We start from the raw sequence: 16,669 nt of genomic DNA, 5'->3' as shown, positions 1-16,669 counted from the left end.
AAGGACAAGCAAATGTACGCTTTCACCTATCACAAGCCCACCAGCGCCCGGCAGGCGGCGACGCTGCTCGCCAAGAAGGAGGACGCCAAGCTGCTGGCCGGCGGCCACACCCTGCTGCCGACGATGAAGCAGCGGCTGGCAGCGCCGACCGCTCTCGTCGATCTTGGCGCCTGTGCCGATCTCAAGGGCATCGCGCGCAAGGGCCGCAACATCGTCATCGGCGCGATGACGACCCATGCCGAGGTCGCGGATTCGGCCGAGGTGCGGGAAGCGATCCCGGCGCTGGCCTATCTCGCCGGGCATATCGGTGATCCGCATGTGCGCCATCGCGGCACGATCGGCGGCTCGGTCGCCAACAACGACCCGGCCGCGGACTATCCCGCCGCGCTGCTGGCGCTCGGCGCCACGATCATCACCAACCAGCGCAAGCTTTCCGCCGAGGCATTCTTCACCGGGCTCTATGAGACGGCGCTGGAAGAGGGCGAGATCGTCACCAAGATCTCGTTCCCGCTGGTCTCGAAGGCGGGCTATGCCAAGTTCCGCAACCCGGCCTCGCGCTATGCGATGGTCGGTGTCTTCGTCGCCAAGCGCGGCAGCGATATCAGCGTCGCGGTGACGGGTGCGGGCGAGGGCGGCGTCTTCCGCTGGCCGGAGGCCGAGGTCGCGCTCAAGGCCCGCTTCGCGCCGAAATCGCTCGACGGTCTCAAGCATACGGCGAAGGGGATCAATGGCGACATGCATGCCGATCCCGAGTACCGCGCCCATCTGATCGGCGTCATGGCCAAGGAGGCCGTGGCACAGGCGACGGGAAAAGCCTGAGTTGGCCATCGCGCGTCATGCTTAGGCCTGACCCGAGCATCTCAGGCCGGAGAGGGCGCCCATCAGCGCCTTCTCGTCACGAGATTCCCGGGTCTGCGCCTCGCTTGGCCCGGGAATGACGCGAGGCGCGTCAATAAAAGAACCGTTCCTCGACGACCTTGCCGTCCCTGAGGGTATAGAGGCCGACCTCGTCCATCTTCTGCCGCTCGCCGGTTTCCTTGACCGTGACGTCGACATGGAAAAGCACCGCGAACTGGTTGCCGTTGAGATAGGGACCCTCGCAGCCGAAGTCGTTCACGTCATGGTTGGCGGCCCACCATTCACTCTTCTGCTTGACGGCCTCCTTGCCGCGGCAGACGGCCATCGGCCCAGGCATGTTCTCGTAGCTGACGATGTCGTCGGCGTTGAAGATGCTGGCGGCCTCGTCGTGCTTTCCCTCCTTGAGCAGGGCGACGAAGTCCTTGGCGATCTGTTCGGTGGTCATGATGGTGCGCTCCGTTGTCCGTGCGGGAGACGCTAGGATGGGTAACGCCCTGCCATGTCAGCAGCATGGCCCTGCGGTCCCATACCTTCCTTCGCCAAGGCTGCCGCGATAGAGATCAAGCATGCTGAACGCCTCCCGCATTCCGGCCTCCATCGACGCGACCCTCTCCCTGCTCCAGTCGCAGGGTTACGTCTCGGATCGCGCGCTCGCGACCGTGCTGTTCCTGGCGCTCCGGATGAAGCGGCCGCTGCTGCTGGAGGGCGAGGCCGGCACCGGCAAGACCGAGATCGCCAAGGTGCTGGCAGCGGGCCTGGGCCGGCGGCTGATCCGGCTGCAATGCTATGAGGGGCTCGACCTCGCTTCCGCGGTCTACGAGTGGAACTATGCCGGGCAGATGATGGCGATCCGCCTCGCCGAGGCGGGCGGCGTCGCGGAGGATCGCGAGCGGCTGGAAGGCGACATCTTCTCGGAGAAATATCTGGTGAAGCGCCCGCTGTTGCAGGCGCTCGAACCGCAGGAGGGCGGGGCGCCGATCCTGCTGATCGACGAACTCGACCGCACCGACGAGGCTTTCGAGGCCTTCCTGCTGGAAGTGCTGGCCGATGCGCAGGTAACGATCCCCGAACTCGGCACGGTCAAGGCGGCCGAGCCGCCGATCGTGATCCTGACCTCGAACCGCACGCGCGAGATCCATGACGCGCTCAAGCGCCGCTGCCTCTATCACTGGGTGGGCTACCCCGATGCCACCCGCGAACTCGCCATCCTGAAGGCGCGGGTGCCCGACGCGCCGGTGAAGCTCTCGAAGCAGGTGGTCGGTTTCGTACAGGCGATCCGCAAGGAGGAATTGTTCAAGGCGCCGGGCGTGGCAGAGACGCTCGACTGGGCGACGGCGCTGGTCGAGCTCGATGCGGTCGCGCTCGACCCGGCCATCGTCTCCGATACGCTGGGCGCGCTGCTCAAATACCAGGACGATATCCAGGCGATGCAGGGTTCCAAGGTGAAGGAGCTGCTGGATCAGGCCAAGGCCGAGGCGGGGCGTTGACCGGCCTGCCTTCCGTATAGGTCGCCGAAGCAGAGCGTGAGGAGGATGCCATGAACGCGGACATCAAGGCGGTGGAAGCGACGGTGCGGACTTATCTCGATGGGCTCTATGAGGGCGACACCGAGAAGCTCTCCCATGTCTTCCATCCGACCAGCGCGCTCACCACGGCCCGCGAGGACGGAACGATCCAGATCGTGCCGCGCGAAGAATGGCTCGAGGCCGTTCGCAACCGGCCCGCGCCGAAGTCCGCCGGGCTGCAGCGCGACGACCACATCCTCACGATCGATCTGGTCGGGCCGACGCTCGCGCTGGTCAAGGTCAAGTGCCAGATGCCGCCGCGCTATTTCACCGATCTGCTCTCGCTCCTGAAGATCGAGAGCCGCTGGCAGATCGTCCAGAAGGTGTTCATGACCGAGACGCGGAGTTGAGGGCAGGCGGGCAGCGATGACCGGCAAGCTCTCCGAGAACGTCGCCTATTTCGCCCGTGCCCTCCGCATGGCGGGGCTGCCGGTCGGGCCGGGAGCAGTCGTGGAGGCGGTGGAGGCGCTGGCCGAAGGCGCGCTCGGCGAGCGCGACGACGTCTATTGGGCGCTGCATGCGATCTTCGTGAAGAAGCACGAGGATAGCGCGATCTATGATCAGGCGTTCCGGCTGTTCTGGCGCAGGCGCAACCTGATCGAAAAGATCATGGCGCAGATGACGCCGACCTCGCCTGCCGGGGACAGACAGCCCGTGAAGGCGGAGGCCGGGGCGCTGCGCGTGGCGGAGGCGTTCGCGCCGCCGGCACGCGACGACGAGCCGCCTGCCGAGCTGACCGAGCTCACGGCGCGGCTCACCGTCTCGGATCGCGAGATGTTGAAGTCGCGCGACTTCGCCCAGATGAGCGCGGCCGAGATCGCGCGCGCCAAGCAGCTCATCGCCGAGTTGCGGCTGCCGGACGACAGCATCACCACCCGCCGGTTCAAGCCGACGGCGCGGGGCCGGAATGTCGATCTGCGCCAGACCTTGCGCCAGTCGCTCAGGGGCGGAGGCGGCTCGATCGATCTCGCTTTTCGCGAGCGGCGGGAGGTTCATCCTCCGATCGTGGCGCTGGTCGATATTTCCGGCTCGATGGCGGAATATTCGCGCATCTTCCTGCATTTCCTGCATGCGCTCACCGAGAAGCGGCGCCGGGTTCACTCGTTCGTCTTCGGCACGCGGCTCACCAATGTCAGCCGGATGCTGCGGGCGCGAGATCCCGACGAGGCGCTGGCGCTCGCCGGCAAGGCCGCGCCGGACTGGGAGGGCGGCACCCGCATCGCCACGGCGCTGCACGAGTTCAATCGCGTCTGGTCGCGGCGCGTGCTGGCGGGCGGGGCTGTGGTGCTGCTCTTCACCGACGGGCTGGAGCGGCATCTCGACGACAGCCTCGCCTTCGAGATGGACCGGCTGCACCGGTCCTGCCGGCAACTGGTCTGGCTCAACCCGCTGCTGCGCTACGAGGCCTTCGCGGCGCGGGCGAGCGGCATCCGGGCGATGCTGCCGCATGTCGATTCGTTCCGGCCGATCCACAACCTCGCGGCGATGACGGATCTCTGCGCGGCGCTCTCCCAGGAGGTGGGACGCGAGAACGATCCGCGCCTGTGGCTGAAGCGGGCGCAGATGCCGGCGCTCAGCGCCTGAAGCGGCCGTTCTGGAGGAAGTAGATGGTCTGGGCCACAGCTTCCGGATCGCGCATGATCAGGGGGTGGCTCGTCGGCAGGACGATATGGTCCGCCATGCCCGCGACGCGGGTCCGCTCGACCGAGACGCGCCCGTCATTGGCCCCCGGCAGGACCAGCGAGGCGAACATATACAACGAGCGGTCTCCAGCAATGACGCCCAGCGGGTAATCGACGGCCCCGAGCAACTGGCACAGCTCCTCGCTGCGCCGTGTCGTCAATTGCTCGCCGGCCGGGCCGAAAGCGCTGCGATAGAACCAGTTCCGCGCCAGCAGGTCGGAGATCTCGCTGCCCTCGTTCGGGGGCGCCAGCATTACGACGCGCCCGAGCCGCGCCGGGCGGAAGCGGTTGAGACAGGCGCGTGCGACCAGCCCACCCATCGAGTGGGTGACGAAATGAAGCTCTCCGTCCAGCCCAGCCTCGAAGGCGGAGATGGCGCCGGACAGGCCTTCGACGATCTCCGACAGGCTCTGCCGGCGCGAGGGATAGTCGAGATTGAGGACGCGGTATCCTTCGCCGGCGAGCGCCTGCTCGAGCAGCTTCATGGAAGCCGCGCGCCGCAGGATGCCGTGCAGCAGGACCACGCCATCGCGGCGGCCGGTTGCGGCCATGGTTTCCTCGGGTCTGGAGAGGGAAGGGCGTTTGAACTCGGCAGAGCGCTAGCACATATGTCAGCTTCACATAACGGCCGTGCCCGGCTCGCTCGACGGCGACGGGGCATTGGCGCATAAGATCGAATTTGTTTCCGCGTCATCCGCAACAGGCACGGGCCATGATCAGCACCGACACCGACATCCTGCGTGCCGCCGAGGATTGGAGCCGCGCCGGCCGGCAAGTCGCGATCGCGACGGTGGTCGAGACCTGGGGCTCGGCGCCGCGCCCGGTCGGCTCGCATCTCGTCATCGACGGCGAAGGCAATTTCGTCGGCTCGGTCTCCGGCGGCTGCGTCGAGGGCGCTGTGGTCGCCGAGGCCGCCGACGTGATCGCCGACGGCAAGGCACGGACGCTGGAATTCGGTGTCGCCGACGAGACGGCCTGGAAGGTCGGCCTTTCCTGCGGCGGGCGCATCAAGGTCTATGTCGAGAAGGTGAACTGAGATGGCCTCCTGGGAAACATTGATCGCCTTCGCGACGGTGACGATCCTCGTCGCCTATTTTCCGGGGCCGGCGCTGCTCTACACCGCTGCCCAGACGATCAGCCACGGCCGCAAGGCCGGCCTGATGGCGATGCTCGGCATCCATCTCGGCTGCTATCTGCATGTCTTCGCCGCAGCCTTCGGCCTTTCGGCCGTGTTCAAGCATGTGCCGGAACTTTATGTGGCGGTGAAGATCGCGGGCGCGCTCTACCTGATCTGGATCGGCATCGGCATGATCCGCTCGCGTCTCGGCGCGCCCGACCAGCCGGTTTCGCCGCCGAAGACGGTGAAGCGCGCGCTGCTCGATTCGCTGATCGTCGAGGTCCTGAACCCGAAGGTTGCGCTGTTCTTCATCGCGCTGCTGCCGCAGTTCGTCGATCCCGCTGGTTCGCTGCCGGTCTGGGTGCAGTTCCTGATCCTCGGGACGATCGTGAACTTCGCCTTTTCCTCGGCTGACCTCGTCACCGTCTTCGGCGCCTCCCTCGTCGTGGGCGCGATGAAGAAGACCAAGGCCGGCTTCGCCTTCGGGCGCTGGATCGGCGGCTCGCTGATGATCGGGCTGGGCCTGAAGCTGGCGACGGACAGGGGCTGAGCCGCGTGGATCTTTCCGTCCTCGCCACGCTCAACGCCGAGCGGCAGGCGCGCCGCGCAACCATCCTCGTCACCGAACTCGCCAGCGGCGCCCAGCGTCTCGTCAAGCAGGCGGCTATCGCTGGCGATCTCCTGGCCGAGCCGCTCGAACGGCAGCTGCGGATGGGCAAGAGCGGCATGGTGGAGGCGGATGGCGCCTCGTATTTCCTGACCGTTCAGGCGCCGCATCCGCGCGTCGTCGTGACGGGCGCGGTTCATATCTCGCAGGCGATGGCGCCGATGGCGAAGACGCTCGATCTCGACCTCGTCGTCATCGACCCGCGCACCGCCTTCGCCACACCCGAGCGCTTTCCGCAGACCGAGCTGCTGGCGGAGTGGCCGGAGGAGGCCATCGGCCGGATTGGCCTCGACGGCTACACCGCCTTCGTCGCGCTGACCCACGACCCCAAGATCGACGATCCCGGCCTGGAAGCTGCACTGCGCTCTGACTGCTTCTATGTCGGCGCACTCGGAAGCCGGAAGACGCATGCCAAGCGCGTCGAGCGCCTGACGGCGGCCGGTTTCGACGCCGCCGCCATCGAACGCATCCATGCGCCGATCGGGCTCGACATCGGTGCGGTCTCGCCGGCCGAGATCGCGCTTGCGATCCTTGCCGAGATCGTCGCGACCTTGCGCGGCCCGCGCCGCAAGCCGGCCTGAGAGGCGAAGGCGATGAAATTCGGACCGGTCGCCAGCGCCGAGGCCGTCGGCTGCATCGCCGCGCACACGATCCGCGCGGGCGGAACGACGGTGAAGAAAGGCGCGACCATCACCGCGGACCTCGCGGCACGGCTGCAGGAGGCCGGCATCACCGAGATCGTCGCCGTCAGGCTCGAAACCGGCGACATCGGCGAGAACGCCGCGGCCGAGCGGCTGGCCTCGCATATGGTCGGCGAGGCCATCGCCGCCGAAGCCCCCTTCACCGGCCGGGTCAACCTGTTCGCGGCCACGGCCGGCGTGCTGAGGCTCGACGTCGCGGCCATCGATGCCTTCAACATGGTGGACGAGGCGATCACGGTCGCGACCTTGCCGGCGCTCAAGGCGGTGGTCGTGGGCGAACTCGTCGCGACGGTGAAGATCATTCCCTACGCCGTGGCCGAGGCGCGGGTGGCAGAGGCGCTCGCGGCGCTCGGCGATGGGCCGGCCATCGCGATCGCGCCCTATCGCCCGTCCCGGGTGGCGGTGATCTCGACCCTGTTGCCGGGGTTGAAGCCGAGCGTCGTCGATAAGACGCTGCGCATCATGCAGGACCGGCTGGCGCCGGCGCAGGCCATTCTGTCGGCCGACAAGCGCGTGCCGCATGAGCCGGAGCCGTTGGCGAGGGCAATCGCCGAGCAGGCGGGGGGCGAGGCCGACATCATCGTCGTATTCGGCGCCTCGGCCATCACCGACCGGCGCGACGTCATTCCGCAAGCGCTCGTGGAAGCTGGTGGCGAGGTCGAGCATCTCGGCATGCCGGTCGATCCCGGCAACCTGCTGATGCTCGGCAGGCTCGGTGGCAAGCCGGTGATCGGGGCGCCGGGCTGTGCCCGCTCGCCGAAGGAGAACAGCTTCGACTGGGTGCTGCAACGCAGCCTTGCCGGCATCCGGGTGGAGAAGGCCGATGTCCAGCGCATGGGCGTCGGCGGGCTGCTGATGGAAATCGTCTCGCGGCCGCAGCCGCGGGCGCCCGGACACAGCGGAGGCGGCTCGGTCGCCGGTATCGTCCTTGCCGCCGGGCTGTCGACGCGCATGGGCGCCCGGAACAAGCTGCTCCAGCCGCTGCGCGGCAAGCCGATCCTGCGCCACGCCACTGAAGCCCAGCTGGAGGCCGGCCTTTCACCCGTCTTCGTCGTCATCGGCCATGAACGGGACGCCGTTACCGCCGCGCTGGCGGATCTGCCGGTCCGGATCGTGTACAATCCCGATTACGCCTCAGGTCTCGCAAGCTCGCTGAAGTCTGGAATCGCTGCCTTGCCGAATGGGGTCCAGGGCGCGGTGGTTTCGCTCGGCGACATGCCGAATGTGACTCCCCAGGTCATCGAGCAACTCGTCGCAGCCCATACGATGCGACCCGAAGCTCTCGCCGTGGTGCCGACGTTGTTCGGCCAGCGCGGAAATCCGGTGTTGCTGGCGCGGGAAATCTTTCCGGCGGTGTCGCTTCTCACGGGAGATCGTGGTGCGAGGCGGCTGCTCGACGAGGCCGGCGAGCGGGTGGTCGAGGTCGCGTTCGAGGACCCGGCGATCGCCATCGATGTCGATACGCCCGAGGCCTTGCGAGCCTTGCAGAGCTGAGCTCGGGATAATTCATCGCATTTTCGTCAGGCGAACCGGTGTCCGCTTCGCTTGAAAATGCTTCAGCGCAGCCAATGTAGCCCCAGCGTGCCGTAGGCCTCCGAAGGCCGGTCGCTCGAGTTCTGCCAGCCGCCGGACAGGCGCCATTCGAGGCCGAGGAAACGCAGGCCGGTGAGATGAAGCCCGAGCCGCAGCTTGCGATAATCGCGCTCGCGATAGGCTTCGATTTCCGGACCCAGATAAAAGCCGGCAGGCATCTGCCAGCCGGGCGCCAGGCGGGCCCAGAGCCGGCCGTTGAGTGACGAGCCGTAAGCATTGGCCTGCAGCATCATGCCGTCGGCTGGAATGGCCCAGAGATCGGCCTGGAGGCGGGCGCCGTAGCGGGTCGAAACCAGCGAGGGACCGAGGGCTTCGATCCGCTGCTCGCTTTCGGTGTCGGAGCCGGCGTACACAGCGAGAAAGCTGTCGCGGATGCGCCATTCGTATCCCAGCATCGCCTGCGACCCGGCCTTGTAGGTGGTGCCGTGAGGAGAGGACCGCCGCGTCTGCTCCTGCGATCCTCCGGCCTTCAGGAAGAGCCGGAAGCCACTATCGGCAATTCCGCCCCCGATGGCACGCTTCATGCCGACCGATACGAAGGTCTTGGTCGGGCCCGCTTCCATCGAGCCGAATATCACCATGGAAATAGGCGAATACTCGTCCTCGTCTTCTTCCGCTCTGGCCGAATCGAACGCAGCGGCGGCGAAGACGATCGCCAACCCGGCCAAACCGGCCTTGCCCCACCCATACGCCACGCACGCCCCCGCCACGCCGCAGGTGCTGGCCCGCGTCATGCATTGGGATTGCAGCAGTTTGGCAGTAGACTTGCAAGCCTTTGTTAACCAAGCGGGAGCAGGCTCGACGCATCCGGCAAAGCTTTCATTCCGTATCAGGAGAGGAGGTGGCGATGGTCTCGGAAGATTTCATCAAGCAGCTGGAAGGCTATGGGCTGACGACTGCGACGATCCTGTATCGCATGCCGGATCACCGCAGCGTCCTGCAGACCTTCATCTGGCAGCAATACGACGTGGCGCCGCGCTTTCCGGTGCTCAAGGATTTCCTCGCATTCTGGCGGCGCGAGCTCGATGGACCGCTTCATTCGGTCACCGTCGCGCATTCGCGCCTGATCCGGCCGGCGGAGATCCGCAGCCTGAACGGCGTGCTGACGCTGCATTGAACGGCCGCGCAAGAGGCTGGCCCCGACCGCCCGGCATTGAACGCCTGCGCCGGGCGTGCTTGTTGGCCAGCGGCCGACCGTGCTACGCGGGCGCTCCCGCTTCGGCACGGCCTTTGTCCCTTTGTCATCTTCCCTGCGCACCTCCGGACTTCTGACGGCGCTTGCCGGCCTGCCCGGGGAACGGATCGCGGTCGGCACGATCATCGCCGCGCTTCAGGACCGGGCCTATGCGTTGCTCGTCGTTCTGCTCGGCCTGCCGAATTGCCTGCCGATGCCGCCGCCGATCCCGCTGGTCTGCGGCCTGGTCCTGGCTTTCGTCGCGCTGCAGATGCTGATGGGCCGGCGAATGCCATGGCTACCGAAGGCCCTACTCGCCCGCAGCATCGGCAAGCCGGAGCTCAACCGTGCCGTCGAGCGGGCGCTTCCGGCCTTGATCCGGCTCGAACGCTTCTCCAAGCCGCGCTTGACGATGCTCGGCAGCCCCTACGCCATTCCCGTGCTGGGGCTGGTCATCCTGGTATTGGCGCTGGGGCTGATCGTCGCGGCGCCGTTCATCGGGCAGATCCCGCTCGGCCTTGCCGTCTGCCTCGTCGGGCTCGGCCTCGTCGAGCGCGACGGCCTGCTGATGATCATCGGCGCGATCTTCGGGGCGGCGGGGCTGCTGCTCAGCGCCGGCTTCGCCTACGCGATCTTCAGCGGCATCCACGAACTGCTGTTCTAGATTTTGATCTTATCGCATTTTCTTCACGCGAACCGGTGTCCGCTTCGCTCGAAAATGCTCTGAAGACGGATTTCAGGCGGCGACGAGGATTTCAGCAAAAGGGTTGTCGAGATCCAGCAGCCGATCGATCTCCTCGGCCGGCACGGCCTTCGAGAACAGGAAGCCCTGCAATTCGTGACAGCCGATCGCCTGCAGGAAGCGATGCTGCTCGGCGGTCTCGACGCCTTCGGCGCAGACGCGCAGGCCGAGCGCCCGGCCGAGATGTGCCATCGAATGGACGAGGATGGCGGATTCCCCGGTCGCTTCCATGTATTCGAGGAAGGAGCGGTCGATCTTGATCTTGTCGAAGGCGAAGCGCCGCAGATAGATCAAGCTCGAATAGCCCGTGCCGAAATCGTCGAGCGCCAGGCCGACGCCGTGAGCGCGGATGTCCATCATCGCGGTTTCCGCCGCATCGGCATCCTCGATCAGCACGCCTTCGGTCAATTCGAGCTCGAGCTGCGCCGGATCGAAATCGGTTTCCTCGATGATGCGGATGACGTTGGCGACGAAGTCCTTGTGGCGGAACTGGATGGGCGAAACGTTGACGGCCAGCCGAATCCCGGTCCAGCGCCGGGCCTCCGTGCAGGCCCGCCGCAGCACCCACTCGCTCAGCGGCATGATGAGACCGCGCTCCTCCGCGATGGCGATGAAGTCCGAAGGCGGGATCATGCCGTGCACCGGGTGGGGCCAACGCACCAGCGCCTCGATGCCAACGATCGTGGAGCCGTCGACCGAGACCTGCGGCTGGTAGTGCAGCGTCAGCTCGTCATTCTCGATGGCGCGGCGCAGGTCATCCTCGACCATGCGCTTGAGCTGCAGCGACCGGTTCATCTGCGTCTCGAAGAAGGAGAAGCGATTGCGGCCGCCGTTCTTGGCCTCGTAGAGCGCCATATCCGCCAGTCTCAGCAACGCTTCGCGATCCGCGCCGTCGCGCGGAGCGATGGCGATGCCGATCGAGCAACCGATCGTGACCTCGATTCCCATGACGACGAAGGGTTCGGTGAGCCGCGCCAGAATGCGCTCCGCGAGCGCGGTGCAGCTGGCAGGCGTGGCGCCTTGCGTCTGGATGATGCCGAACTCGTCGCCGCCGATGCGCGCGACCGTGTCCGTGGCCTGCGTCGCGCTCGAGAGCCGCGTCGCAACCTGCCGGATCAATTCGTCGCCCGCGGTGTGGCCATAGGTGTCGTTGACGGCCTTGAAGCGATCGAGGTCGATCAGCATCATCGCGAGCCCCGTGCCGTTCTGCTGGAGATCGGCGAGGGTCTGATCGAGCGTCAGGTCGAAGCTGCGCCGGTTCGGCAGGAGCGAAAGCTCATCCTGCCCTGCAAGGCGCTGGATCTGGCGCTCCCGCAATTCGATCTCCCCGGCGGCGGCGCGCAGGCGCTGGACGACGAAAACGAAGATCGCCGAGAACAGCAGGGCGACTGCGATCAAAGCCCAGAGGAACCGGTGGAGCATGACGTCGCCGGGGCGGGCCGGCGTCCAGGTCAGCCAACCGCTGACGGTGCCGTCCGGGGCGCGCAAGGCCAGTCCCGTCAGCCTGTCGCTCGGCTGCGCGGCCGCCAGGTGGATATCGGCAACGCGATAGCGCTCTGCCAGCTCCGGGAGCAGGCCTTCCGATATGTGACGATAGGCGATGAGCGAGAGCGATTCCCGCGCGCTCGTGGCGCTGAACGGCACGACGCGCGCGAGATCGACGATCGTCAGCATCAGGGTTTCGTCCCCGTCCCTGATGACCGTCGAGCGCGTCGCTCCGAACTGCGGAAGAAGCGTCTCGCCGATGGCTGCGACCAGCTGCCCCTTCGTGCCGCGTAGAAACGCTTCGAGATGGCGCAGGCCGCCCGATCCCGAGCGGCCGGACGGCGCGTTGGTATCGATACCTGCGAGCACGACGCCATTCGCCGAGGCGATATAAGCGCCGTCGAAATCGGCAAGCTGGCCGCGCAAGCGCCTGAAAGCGGCTTGCAGCGCCGGTTTCGGGTCGGTCTGTTCCAACGCTTCCGGCAGTTCGCCGGTGGTGACCAGCCCTTCCAGCCTCAGTTCATTGAGGCGAATCTGGGCGTTGAAGGCGGTCTCGACACGCTCCGCCTGGCGCTGTGCCTCCAGCCGGTTCGCCTCGCGCGTGATCGCGATGACGACGCCGATGCCGGCGGCCATCAGGAGCAGGAAAGCACAGCCGAGAGTCACCACCGTGCTCGCGAACATACGAGCGGAGGAGCCCGCGTTCGTCATCTTCGCGGCAAACGGTTGGAACATGCGTTATCCAAGGCGGGTCTTGCCCGACAACTTAGCGCCGCAATTATTGACATCCGGTTGCCGTTCGAGCGCGTCAAGGCTCGGGAGGTGCATAGGGCGGGCGAGGGATCGCCATATGGGCCGCGCGCAGGGCGGCCGACCAGCGCTCGCGCAGATCGTGGAAATAAGGCTCTCCGGCTTCGATGCGGCGGTTGAGCTCCAGATCGTCCGCGTCGCGCCGCATGACCATGAGATCGATCGGCAGACCGACGCCGAGATTGGAGCGCATCGTCGAATCCATCGAGATCAGCCCGACCTTGAGGGCATCGTAGAGATGCGTCTTGAAGGTCACCGCGCGGTCGAGGATCGGCTTGCCGTATTTATGCTCGCCGATCTGGAGGAAGGGCGCGTCCGCGCCGCATTCGATGAAGTTGCCGGCGCCGTAGACCATGAAGAGCCGCATCGGCTGGCCCTTGATCTGGCCGCCGAACAGCATGGATATGTCGAACTTGACCCTCGCCTCCTCGAGCGCGGGGCCGTCGATATCGCGGACATGGCGGATGCAGCGCCCGACGAGCTGCGCGGCGCGGAACATCGAGCTGGCGTTCTGCAGGGTATCGATCTCGCCGGTCTCGGAATTGGGCAGGCCCTCATTGAGGAAGCTCACCACGGACTGGGTGATCGAGAGGTTGCCGGCGGTCATCAGGCCGAAACTCCGCTCTCCCGGCCAGGAGAAGACGTGGAGCTTGCGGAAGGTCGAGATGTCGTCGAGCCCGGCATTGGTGCGGGTGTCGGCGATCATGACGAGGCCATCCTGCACGAGGATTCCGGCGCAATAGGTCACGGGACTTGTCCTTGCATCTTCGGCACTCCCGTGGAGGGCACGATCACTGGTTGGCGAAGCGGCCTTCGGCTTCCTGAGCGCTGACGAGCACGTTGAGGTTCTCGCCTTCGCCGCCCTGGCGCGAGCCGCGGACCGGCGCGGCGTCCGTGAAGTCGAGCCCCACGGCCACGCGGACATGGGTGTCGATCGGGCAGAGCCCGTTGGCGCAGTCGAAGCCGATCCAGCCGTAGTCTTCAAGGTAAGCTTCGGCCCAGGCATGGGCACCGTTGCCATGCGGCAGATCGTCGGATTGCGCCACATAGCCCGAGACGTAGCGGGCGGGCACGCCGAGATGCCGGGCGCAGGCCATGAAGACATGGGCGATATCCTGCGCGATCGCCTCCTTGGCCGCGAAGGCGGCGGTCGCACCGACGCCGGTGCGGCCACTGGCCTCGACGCAGGCTATCCGCTCCTCGACCGCCGCCATCAGCGCGTGCATGCGAGAGAGCGGCGTGGCGGCGCCCGTCACGGCCTCGTCGGCGAAGTTGCGGAGCGCTTCGTCCTGGCCGGTCAGCAGCGTGTCGCGCAGGTAGACATCGCAGGGAACCCGCTCGTGGCCGCCACGGACGACGCCGGCGAGATCGATGGTTTCGATCAGCCCGTCGATGCGGATGCCGAGGGACGAGATCGGCCCTTCGGCGTAGAAGCTGTGAACGATGTTGCCGTGCGCGTCCTGCGTGGTGCGCAGACGGCCGTCGACGTTCGGCTCGATGCGCCAGGACATGACGTGCTGGCCGTCATGGTCGCGCGGGGTCAGCCGCAGGATCTGCGTGATGTGACGCGCCGGCTCGGCATAGTCGTAGCTGATCGCGTGGGAAATCCTGATCCGCATGGTTTGGTCCGGACGGAGTTACGGCAACCGCTCTTTGGCCGCCGGCCTGCGAGCAGGCAAGCGATTCATTGCAGATACTGCTCGAAGATGGTGTTGCCGAGGCGATTGTTCTCCGTGATGAACTCCTCGATGAACTGATGCAGCCCGTGCGTGAAGACATCGTCGATGCGGGTGTTGCTGAGGCTGCCGAGCGTCTTGCGCGCCTGGCGCTGGGCCTGGCCCTGCCGGCCATAGGCATCGCCGAGATGGTCGAGAAAGCGCGAGATGTTCTCGTAGCAGGCGGCGAGCGAGCGCGGCATGCGGCGGTTGAGGATGAGCAGATCGGCGATCAGGATCGGCTTCACCGCTTCGCGATAGACCCAGTGATAGGCGGTCAGGGCCGAGACCTCGCGCAGCACCGTCGTCCACTGGAAGTAGTCGAGCGAGCCACCGACCTGCTCGTTCGCCGGCAGCAGCACATGGTATTTCACGTCGAGGATGCGGGCCGTGTTGTCGGCGCGCTCGAGATAGACGCCGAGCCGTGAGAACCAGTAGCCGTCGTCGCGCAGCATGGTGCGGTAGGCCGAGCCGTCGAAGACGAGCGAGACGTTCTTCACCCAGTCGAGAAAGCGGGCGAACTCCTCGCGGTCCATGCGCTTCTTCTCGAAACGCTGCAGCTCCAGCCAGGCGCTGTTCAGCGCGTCCCACATCTCCGAGGTCAGGGCGGTGCGGACCGCGCGCGCATTTGAGCGCGCCTGGGCGAGGCAGTTGCGGATGGAGGAGGGGTTGTCGGGGTTGAAGGTCAGGAAATCGCAGACATTGCGCTCGTTCGCCTCGCCATAAGCCTGGGCGAAGGTGTCCTCGCAGCCGGCGGTGGACACCGCGCTGTGCCATTCCGTGCCAGCGCCGCCATAGGTCGAGGGCAGGTTGGTCAGGCGCGTCGTGGCGTCGAGGATGCGGGCGAGATACTCGGCCCGCTCGACATAGCGGGAAACCCAGTAGAGGCTGTCGGCGGTACGCGAAAGCATGATCAGCGAGTGCCTTTCCGCAGCGTGGCAGGCGATTGCGGGGTCATGATGGTCTGGCTGGCAGCGTCGGTCATGCGTCGAGAACCCAGGTGTCCTTGGTGCCGCCGCCCTGGCTCGAATTGACGACGAGTGAGCCTTCCTTGAGCGCAACGCGCGTCAGCCCGCCCGGCACGCAGGAAATGCCGTTGGCGCCCGACAGCACATAGGGGCGCAGGTCGACATGGCGCGGCGCCACGCCTGAGGCGACGAAGGTCGGGCAGGTCGAGAGCGCCAGCGTCGGCTGGGCGATGAAGCCCTCAGGGCTCGCCTTGAGCTTGCGGCGGAAGGTCTCGATCTGCGCCTTGTTGGCGTGCGGGCCGACCAGCATGCCGTAGCCGCCGGAACCGTTGACCTCCTTGACGACGAGCTTCTCGAGATTGTCGAGCACATAGGCGTTCGCTTCGGGCTCGCGACAGCGGAAGGTCGGGACGTTCTTCAGGATCGGCTCCTCGCCGGTGAAGAACTTCACGATCTCGGGCATGTAGCTGTAGACCGCCTTGTCGTCGGCGACGCCGGTGCCCACCGCATTGGCCAGCGTGACGTTGCCTGCCTTGTAGGCGCCGATGATGCCGGGGACGCCGAGCACGGAATCGCCGCGGAAGACGAGCGGGTCGATGAAGTCGTCGTCGATGCGACGGTAGATCACATCAACGCGCTTCGGCCCCTGGGTGGTCCGCATATAGACCACGTCGTCCTTGACCAGCAGGTCCGAGCCTTCGACAAGCTCGATGCCCAGCTTGTCGGCCAGGAAAGAGTGCTCGTAGAAGGCCGAATTGTACTGGCCCGGCGTGAGCAGGCAGATCGTCGGGTCGGACGGCGCGCTGCGTGGCGCAACCGAGCGCAGCGTCGCCAGCAGCTGGTCGGGATAGTTGTCGACCGGCGCGACGCGATGCGTGGAGAAGAGCTCGGGGAAGAGCCTGAGCATCACCTCCCGGTTCTCCATCATGTAGGAGACGCCGGACGGGGTGCGGGCATTGTCCTCCAGCACGTAGAAGGTGTCGGCGTCGACGCGCACCACATCGATGCCGGCGATGTGGCAGTAGATGCCGTGCGGCACCTTGAAGTCGACCATTTCGAGCTGGTAGCAGGCGTTGCGATAGACCAGATCGGGCGGGATGATGCCGGCCTTCAGGCATTCCTTCGGCCCGTAGACATCGGCCAGGAACATGTTGAGCGCGGTCACGCGCTGGCGCAGGCCCGCTTCGAGCTTGGTCCATTCCGGCTTGGTCAGGACCCGCGGGATGATGTCGAAAGGGATCAGCCGCTCCGTCGATTCCTCGTCGCCGTAGACCGCGAAGGTGATGCCGATGCGGCGGAAGAACAGCTCCGCCTGGCTGCGCCTCAGGGCCAGCGTCTCCGGCGGCGCTTCCTTGAGCCAGCGGTCGAGAGCTTCATAGGCCGGTCTCAGTTCCGTGCCCGAGCCGGTCATTTCATCGAATGCGACCATGCGGCCCTCTTCCCCTTTTCGGCCAGCCTATGCGCATTCGCTGGCGTTCGGGAAGGGGGGAGGAAGATGCCCAATTGGTCGGGTCTGCCTTTTTCCTAGGCAGTATTGAGTGGGGCTCCGGCGTATTCGGCAGGACCGGCAAAGAGGACCCGGTCAGCGATAC

The 16,669-nt window shown here is 66.3% G+C and carries 18 protein-coding genes; 10 read left to right on the top strand and 8 right to left on the bottom strand.

Features of this window, described 5'->3' with window-relative positions:
* The first annotated feature begins 12 nt into the window (after positions 1-12).
* Positions 13-819 carry an FAD binding domain-containing protein gene (locus NWE53_RS08705; protein ID WP_265053933.1) on the top strand — a complete coding sequence of 269 codons (807 nt, stop codon included), beginning with the start codon at positions 13-15 and terminating at the stop codon, positions 817-819.
* Between the two features lie 130 nt (positions 820-949).
* On the opposite strand, the gene NWE53_RS08700 is transcribed toward NWE53_RS08705, so the two are convergent.
* Complete coding sequence (locus tag NWE53_RS08700; RefSeq protein WP_265053932.1) at positions 950-1,303, bottom strand: nuclear transport factor 2 family protein; 354 nt, start codon at positions 1,301-1,303, stop codon at positions 950-952.
* Between the two features lie 121 nt (positions 1,304-1,424).
* Between NWE53_RS08700 and NWE53_RS08695 the strand changes: the two genes are divergently transcribed.
* Genes NWE53_RS08695 through NWE53_RS08685 form a run of 3 tightly spaced genes read left to right on the top strand, consistent with a single transcriptional unit; the run spans position 1,425 to position 4,007 of the window.
* Positions 1,425-2,345, top strand: a complete 921-nt coding sequence (locus tag NWE53_RS08695; RefSeq protein ID WP_265053931.1) for an AAA family ATPase — start codon at positions 1,425-1,427, stop codon at positions 2,343-2,345.
* Positions 2,346-2,395: 50 nt separating this feature from the next.
* Positions 2,396-2,773 carry a nuclear transport factor 2 family protein gene (locus NWE53_RS08690; protein WP_265053930.1) on the top strand — a complete coding sequence of 126 codons (378 nt, stop codon included), beginning with the start codon at positions 2,396-2,398 and terminating at the stop codon, positions 2,771-2,773.
* 16 nt (positions 2,774-2,789) lie between these two features.
* Positions 2,790-4,007 carry a vWA domain-containing protein gene (locus NWE53_RS08685; RefSeq protein WP_265053929.1) on the top strand — a complete coding sequence of 406 codons (1,218 nt, stop codon included), beginning with the start codon at positions 2,790-2,792 and terminating at the stop codon, positions 4,005-4,007.
* On the opposite strand, the gene NWE53_RS08680 is transcribed toward NWE53_RS08685, so the two are convergent.
* Positions 3,997-4,656, bottom strand: coding sequence for an alpha/beta fold hydrolase (locus NWE53_RS08680; protein WP_265053928.1), 660 nt, complete (start codon positions 4,654-4,656; stop codon positions 3,997-3,999). The two genes, NWE53_RS08685 and NWE53_RS08680, sit on opposite strands and share 11 nt — an antisense overlap.
* A gap of 161 nt (positions 4,657-4,817) precedes the next feature.
* Here NWE53_RS08680 and NWE53_RS08675 point away from each other — a divergent pair, with 161 nt between their 5' ends.
* The 4 genes from NWE53_RS08675 to NWE53_RS08660 are packed head-to-tail and all read left to right on the top strand — an operon-like array spanning position 4,818 to position 8,084.
* Entirely contained in the window at positions 4,818-5,141 is a 324-nt protein-coding gene (locus NWE53_RS08675; RefSeq protein ID WP_265053927.1) for an XdhC family protein, read from the top strand.
* Between the two features lies 1 nt (position 5,142).
* Positions 5,143-5,772, top strand: a complete 630-nt coding sequence (locus NWE53_RS08670; protein ID WP_265053926.1) for a LysE family translocator — start codon at positions 5,143-5,145, stop codon at positions 5,770-5,772.
* Between the two features lie 5 nt (positions 5,773-5,777).
* On the top strand, positions 5,778-6,470 hold the full coding sequence (locus NWE53_RS08665) for an XdhC family protein (RefSeq protein ID WP_265053925.1): 693 nt from the start codon (positions 5,778-5,780) through the stop codon (positions 6,468-6,470).
* 12 nt (positions 6,471-6,482) lie between these two features.
* Entirely contained in the window at positions 6,483-8,084 is a 1,602-nt protein-coding gene (locus NWE53_RS08660; RefSeq protein ID WP_265053924.1) for a molybdopterin-binding/glycosyltransferase family 2 protein, read from the top strand.
* 62 nt (positions 8,085-8,146) lie between these two features.
* Here the strand turns inward: NWE53_RS08660 and bcsS are convergent, their stop codons facing one another.
* Positions 8,147-8,917 carry a cellulose biosynthesis protein BcsS gene (bcsS, locus tag NWE53_RS08655; protein ID WP_265053923.1) on the bottom strand — a complete coding sequence of 257 codons (771 nt, stop codon included), beginning with the start codon at positions 8,915-8,917 and terminating at the stop codon, positions 8,147-8,149.
* 113 nt (positions 8,918-9,030) lie between these two features.
* On the opposite strand from bcsS, the gene NWE53_RS08650 reads away from it, so the two are divergent.
* Positions 9,031-9,300: an usg protein gene (locus NWE53_RS08650; protein ID WP_265053922.1), complete on the top strand. Its 270-nt coding sequence runs from the start codon at positions 9,031-9,033 to the stop codon at positions 9,298-9,300.
* A gap of 121 nt (positions 9,301-9,421) precedes the next feature.
* Positions 9,422-10,021 (top strand): exopolysaccharide biosynthesis protein, encoded by a 600-nt coding sequence (locus tag NWE53_RS08645; protein WP_265053921.1) that lies wholly within the window; start codon positions 9,422-9,424, stop codon positions 10,019-10,021.
* Between the two features lie 72 nt (positions 10,022-10,093).
* Here NWE53_RS08645 and NWE53_RS08640 read toward each other — a convergent pair whose 3' ends face one another.
* From NWE53_RS08640 to NWE53_RS08620, 5 genes are all read right to left on the bottom strand, one after another.
* The gene (locus NWE53_RS08640; RefSeq protein WP_265053920.1) at positions 10,094-12,319 is read right to left on the bottom strand and encodes a putative bifunctional diguanylate cyclase/phosphodiesterase; all 2,226 of its coding nucleotides are present in this window, start codon (positions 12,317-12,319) and stop codon (positions 10,094-10,096) included.
* Between the two features lie 73 nt (positions 12,320-12,392).
* A complete protein-coding gene (locus NWE53_RS08635) occupies positions 12,393-13,142 on the bottom strand; it encodes a proteasome-type protease (protein WP_265053919.1) in 750 nt (249 codons plus the stop codon).
* A 43-nt stretch (positions 13,143-13,185) separates the two neighbouring features.
* Positions 13,186-14,013 carry a transglutaminase family protein gene (locus NWE53_RS08630; RefSeq protein ID WP_265053918.1) on the bottom strand — a complete coding sequence of 276 codons (828 nt, stop codon included), beginning with the start codon at positions 14,011-14,013 and terminating at the stop codon, positions 13,186-13,188.
* 65 nt (positions 14,014-14,078) lie between these two features.
* Positions 14,079-15,020, bottom strand: coding sequence for an alpha-E domain-containing protein (locus tag NWE53_RS08625; RefSeq protein WP_265053917.1), 942 nt, complete (start codon positions 15,018-15,020; stop codon positions 14,079-14,081).
* A gap of 70 nt (positions 15,021-15,090) precedes the next feature.
* On the bottom strand, positions 15,091-16,506 hold the full coding sequence (locus tag NWE53_RS08620) for a circularly permuted type 2 ATP-grasp protein (RefSeq protein WP_265053916.1): 1,416 nt from the start codon (positions 16,504-16,506) through the stop codon (positions 15,091-15,093).
* Positions 16,507-16,669: the final 163 nt, after the last annotated feature.

It is taken from the genome of Bosea sp. NBC_00550, assembly GCF_026020075.1.
Classification (GTDB): domain Bacteria; phylum Pseudomonadota; class Alphaproteobacteria; order Rhizobiales; family Beijerinckiaceae; genus Allobosea.
Note: the sequence above shows the minus strand (reverse complement) of the source record. Positions and strands in the feature narration are given on the sequence as shown.

What these genes read in the sequence shown, in the direction of transcription:
- NWE53_RS08705 (WP_265053933.1), top strand. Translation starts at nt 13, where the DNA reads ATGTACGCTTTCACCTATCACAAGCCCACCAGCGCCCGGCAGGCGGCG.
- NWE53_RS08700 (WP_265053932.1), bottom strand. Translation starts at nt 1,303, where the DNA reads ATGACCACCGAACAGATCGCCAAGGACTTCGTCGCCCTGCTCAAGGAG.
- NWE53_RS08695 (WP_265053931.1), top strand. Translation starts at nt 1,425, where the DNA reads ATGCTGAACGCCTCCCGCATTCCGGCCTCCATCGACGCGACCCTCTCC.
- NWE53_RS08690 (WP_265053930.1), top strand. Translation starts at nt 2,396, where the DNA reads ATGAACGCGGACATCAAGGCGGTGGAAGCGACGGTGCGGACTTATCTC.
- NWE53_RS08685 (WP_265053929.1), top strand. Translation starts at nt 2,790, where the DNA reads ATGACCGGCAAGCTCTCCGAGAACGTCGCCTATTTCGCCCGTGCCCTC.
- NWE53_RS08680 (WP_265053928.1), bottom strand. Translation starts at nt 4,656, where the DNA reads ATGGCCGCAACCGGCCGCCGCGATGGCGTGGTCCTGCTGCACGGCATC.
- NWE53_RS08675 (WP_265053927.1), top strand. Translation starts at nt 4,818, where the DNA reads ATGATCAGCACCGACACCGACATCCTGCGTGCCGCCGAGGATTGGAGC.
- NWE53_RS08670 (WP_265053926.1), top strand. Translation starts at nt 5,143, where the DNA reads ATGGCCTCCTGGGAAACATTGATCGCCTTCGCGACGGTGACGATCCTC.
- NWE53_RS08660 (WP_265053924.1), top strand. Translation starts at nt 6,483, where the DNA reads ATGAAATTCGGACCGGTCGCCAGCGCCGAGGCCGTCGGCTGCATCGCC.
- bcsS (WP_265053923.1), bottom strand. Translation starts at nt 8,917, where the DNA reads ATGACGCGGGCCAGCACCTGCGGCGTGGCGGGGGCGTGCGTGGCGTAT.
- NWE53_RS08650 (WP_265053922.1), top strand. Translation starts at nt 9,031, where the DNA reads ATGGTCTCGGAAGATTTCATCAAGCAGCTGGAAGGCTATGGGCTGACG.
- NWE53_RS08640 (WP_265053920.1), bottom strand. Translation starts at nt 12,319, where the DNA reads ATGTTCCAACCGTTTGCCGCGAAGATGACGAACGCGGGCTCCTCCGCT.
- NWE53_RS08630 (WP_265053918.1), bottom strand. Translation starts at nt 14,013, where the DNA reads ATGCGGATCAGGATTTCCCACGCGATCAGCTACGACTATGCCGAGCCG.
- NWE53_RS08625 (WP_265053917.1), bottom strand. Translation starts at nt 15,020, where the DNA reads ATGCTTTCGCGTACCGCCGACAGCCTCTACTGGGTTTCCCGCTATGTC.
- NWE53_RS08620 (WP_265053916.1), bottom strand. Translation starts at nt 16,506, where the DNA reads ATGGTCGCATTCGATGAAATGACCGGCTCGGGCACGGAACTGAGACCG.